This window comes from Melaminivora sp. (assembly GCF_032059615.1).
Taxonomy (GTDB): Bacteria; Pseudomonadota; Gammaproteobacteria; order Burkholderiales; family Burkholderiaceae_C; genus Melaminivora.
Map to the genome: position 1 here is coordinate 1 of NZ_DAMCAM010000103.1, position 3,690 is coordinate 3,690.

General features: G+C 73.7%; 3 protein-coding genes and 1 pseudogene. All 4 read right to left on the reverse strand.

Translation table 11 applies throughout. The features are described 5' to 3' along the window. A pseudogene (locus RT051_RS14420) lies at nucleotides 1-205 on the reverse strand (efflux transporter periplasmic adaptor subunit); the annotation flags it as partial. Nucleotides 206-357: 152 nt separating this feature from the next. Beyond that, nucleotides 358-1,080, reverse strand: a complete 723-nt coding sequence (locus RT051_RS14425) for an ATP-binding protein (protein WP_313077781.1) — start codon at nucleotides 1,078-1,080, stop codon at nucleotides 358-360. A 93-nt stretch (nucleotides 1,081-1,173) separates the two neighbouring features. Continuing rightward, nucleotides 1,174-2,628, reverse strand: coding sequence for a bifunctional UDP-N-acetylglucosamine diphosphorylase/glucosamine-1-phosphate N-acetyltransferase GlmU (gene glmU, locus RT051_RS14430; protein ID WP_313077774.1), 1,455 nt, complete (start codon nucleotides 2,626-2,628; stop codon nucleotides 1,174-1,176). 12 nt (nucleotides 2,629-2,640) lie between these two features. Further along, nucleotides 2,641-3,690: tyrosine--tRNA ligase (gene tyrS, locus RT051_RS14435; RefSeq protein ID WP_313077778.1), on the reverse strand; the 1,050-nt coding region annotated here is incomplete at its 5' end.

The following is a 3,690-nucleotide window of genomic DNA, read 5'->3' on the forward strand; positions in this document are numbered from 1 at the left end:
AGCCCGGCCCGCCGGGGCCGTGCCCGCCCGGGCCGGGCGCCAGGCCCGCGCCCGCCGGGGCGGCCGGCCCCCTGGCGCGCTGCACCAGCCAGTACGCCACGCCCACCAGGGCGGCCACCAGCACCAGCGTCAGCAGCCGCCCCGGCCAGGGGCTGCGCCGGGGCGGCGAAGAGGAAGGGGGCGGCGTGGCGTCGGCGTCGTTCATGGGCAGGACGGGCTCGCGGCCGGGCGGCGCGGGCCGGGGTGGTTGGCGAAACGGCTACGGCCACGCATCGTAGCCGGCGCCGTGCCGGCGCCCGGTGTGGCGCCGGTGAAGATAGGTAAAGGCAGGGCCGCGGCGCCCGGGGGCGCCTGCCCTCAGGCGGTGCCTGCCGGGGCAGGGTCCGGCGCGGCCGGCCAGTCCAGCTCCACCGTGCAGCCCGCGCCCGGCCGGGCGCTGACATGCAGGGTGGCGCCGTGGCGCCGGGCGATGGCACTGCACAGCGCCAGGCCCGCGCCCACGCCCTCGAATTCGCCCTCGCGGTGCAGGCGCTCGAAGACGCCCAGGATCTGCCCTGCCCGCTCGGGGTCGAACCCCACGCCGTCGTCCTGCACGCGGATGAGCACGCGCTGGCCCGGCATGGCCTGCGCCTGTACGGCGATGTGCGCGGGCGCGCGGCCCCGGGTGAACTTGAGGGCGTTGTCCAGCAGCTCGCGCAGCAGCTGCACCAGGAGCGCCGCGTCGGCCCGCACCGCGGGCAGGTCGCCCGCGACCTGCCACTGCACGGCCCGGCCGGCCTCGCGCGCGGCCAGCTGGGCGCGCGCCTGCTGCACGGCCGCGCCCAGGTCCACCGGCGCGCAGTGCAGCGCGGCGCGCTCGGCGTCGGCCAGGGCGCGCAGGCCGTCGAGCATCAGCGCCATGCGCCGGGCCGAGCGCTCCATGGTCTGCACGCATTCCAGCGCCTCCTGCACCGGCTCGGGCGCGGGTTGCAGCTCATCGAGCAACTCGCGCACCAGCACGCCGTAGGAGGTGACATGGCGCAGCGGCGCGCGCAGGTCGTGCACCACGCGGCGCATGAAGGCCTCCTGCGCGGCGGCCATGTCGGCCAGCTGCCGGCGCGCCTGCGCCAGCTCGTCGGCGGCCAGGGGCTGGCTCGCCTGCGGCAAGGGGAAAGTCTGCACGCCTGCCTGCCCTCAGGAGCGCCTGGCCGGGCGCTTCCAGCCCGGCACGCTGGTCTGGCGCCCGCGCGCCACGGTGAGCGCGCCGGGGGCGGTGTTCTTGGTGATGGTCGAGCCGCCGCCCACCGTGCCGCCGGCGCCTATGGTCACCGGCGCCACCAGCACGCAGTTGCTGCCGATGTGCGCGTCGGCTTCGATCACGGTGCGGTGCTTGCGGGCGCCGTCGTAGTTGGCGGTGATGCTGCCGGCGCCGTAGTTGACGCGCTCGCCCACGCTGGCGTCGCCCAGGTAGGCCAGGTGGTTGGCCTTGGCGCCGTCGGCCAGGCTGGAGTTCTTCACCTCGACGAAGTTGCCGATGTGCACCTCGCGCCCCAGGCGGGCGCCCGGGCGCAGGCGCGCGAACGGCCCGACCCGCGCGTCCTCGCCCACTTCGGCGCCGGCGGCCTCGCCGTCGATGTGGCTGTAGGGGTGGACCACGGCGCCCGCGGCGATGCGCGCGTTGGCGATGTGGCAGTAGGCGCCGATGCGCGCGCCCTCGCCGATCTCCACCCGGCCGGCAAAGATGCAGCCCACGTCGATCTCCACGTCCTGCGCGCAGGCGAGCGCGGCGCGCGCGCCGCTGGCCGGGTCGTCGCGCAGGTCGAAGCGCGCCGGGTCGGCCAGGCGCACGCCCTGCTCCATCAGCGCCTGGGCTTGGCGCTCCTGGTGGGCGCGCTCCAGCGCGGCCAGCTGCGCCGGGCTGTTGACGCCCTGCACCTGCAGAGCGTCCCCGATGCAGTGCGCCACCACGGGCACGCCGTCCTGCACGGCCATGGCGACGATGTCGGTCAGGTAGTACTCGCCCTGGGCGTTGTCGCACGACAGGCGCGCCAGCCACGCGGCCAGGTGCCGCGCGGGCACGGCCATGATGCCGCTGTAGATCTCGCCGATGGCGCGCTCGGCCTCGCTTGCGTCCTTGTGCTCGACGATGCGCTGCACGGCCTGGCCGGCAGCACCCCGCACGATGCGGCCGTAGCCGGTGGGGTCGGGCAGCGTCACCGTGAGCAGCGCCAGGCGCTCGCCGCCCGAGGCGGTCAGCAGCGCCGCCAGGGTGTCGGCCCGGGTCAGCGGCACGTCGCCCGAGAGCACCAGCACCACGCCGTCGCCCGCCAGCCGGGGCACGGCCTGCTGCACCGCATGGCCCGTGCCCAGCTGCGGCTCCTGGCGCACGCATTGCAGGTCAAACCCGGCGCTGGTGCCCGCCACGCCTACACATGCTGCTTCCACTTCCGTAGCGCCGTGGCCGGTCACCACCACCACGCGGCGCGCCTGCAGCTGCGCCGCCTGGTCCAGCACGTGCAGCAGCAGCGGCCGCCCGGCCAGGCGCTGCAGCACCTTGGGCACGCGGCTTTTCATGCGCGTGCCCTTGCCGGCGGCCATGACGATGATGTCGGGCGCCAGGGCGGCGGCGTTGTTCTTTTCGCGGGTCATGGGCGCTCCCTTTCAGGCCAGATGCACGCGGGCGAACTTGCGCTTGCCCACCTGCACCACGTGCGTGCCCGCGGGCAACTTCAGGCCGCGGTCGGAGACGACCGAGCCGTCCACGCGCACGCCGCCGCCGTCGATCAGGCGGTTGGCCTCGCTGGTCGAGGGCGCCAGGCCCGCGGCCTTGAGCAGCGCGCCCATGCCCAGCGGCGCGCCGGACAGCTGCAGCTCGGGGATGTCCTCGGGGATGCCGCCCTTGCTGCGGTTGTGGAAGTCGGCCTCGGCCGCATCGGCTGCGGCGGCGCTGTGAAAGCGCGTGGTGATCTCACGCGCCAGCAGCACCTTGGCGTCCTTGGGGTTGCGCCCGCCCTCGACTTCGCCGCGCAGGGCAGCGATCTCGGCCAGGCTCCTGAACGACAGCAGGGTGTACCAGTCCCACATCAGCGTGTCCGAGATCGACAGCACCTTGGCGAACATGCTGTTGGCGTCCTCGGTGATGCCGATGTAGTTGCCCTTGGACTTGGACATCTTGTCCACCCCGTCCAGGCCCACCAGCAGCGGCATGGTCAGCACGCACTGCGGCTCCTGGCCCCATTCCTGCTGCAGGTGCCGGCCCATGAGCAGGTTGAATTTCTGGTCGGTGCCGCCCAGCTCCAGGTCGGCCTTCAAGGCCACCGAGTCGTAGCCCTGCAGCAGCGGGTACAAAAATTCGTGCAGGCTGATGGAGCTGCCCTCGGCAAAGCGCTGGTGGAAGTCGTTCCTCTCCATCATGCGCGCCACGGTGTACTTGGCGGCCAGCTCGATCATGCCGCGCGCGCCCAGCCGGTCGCTCCACTCGCTGTTGTAGCGAATCTCGGTGCGCGCCGGGTCGAGCACCTTGGCCGCCTGGGTGTAGTAGGTCTCGGCGTTGACCTTGATCTGCTCGGGGGTCAGCGGCGGGCGCGTGCTGTTGCGCCCCGACGGGTCGCCGATCAGCGTGGTGAAGTCGCCGATCAGGAAAATGACCTGGTGGCCCAGGTCCTGCAGCTGGCGCATCTTGTTGAGCACCACCGTGTGGCCCAGGTGGAT

What these genes read in the sequence shown, in the direction of transcription:
- glmU (WP_313077774.1), bottom strand. Translation starts at nt 2,628, where the DNA reads ATGACCCGCGAAAAGAACAACGCCGCCGCCCTGGCGCCCGACATCATC.
- RT051_RS14425 (WP_313077781.1), bottom strand. Translation starts at nt 1,080, where the DNA reads ATGGCCGCCGCGCAGGAGGCCTTCATGCGCCGCGTGGTGCACGACCTG.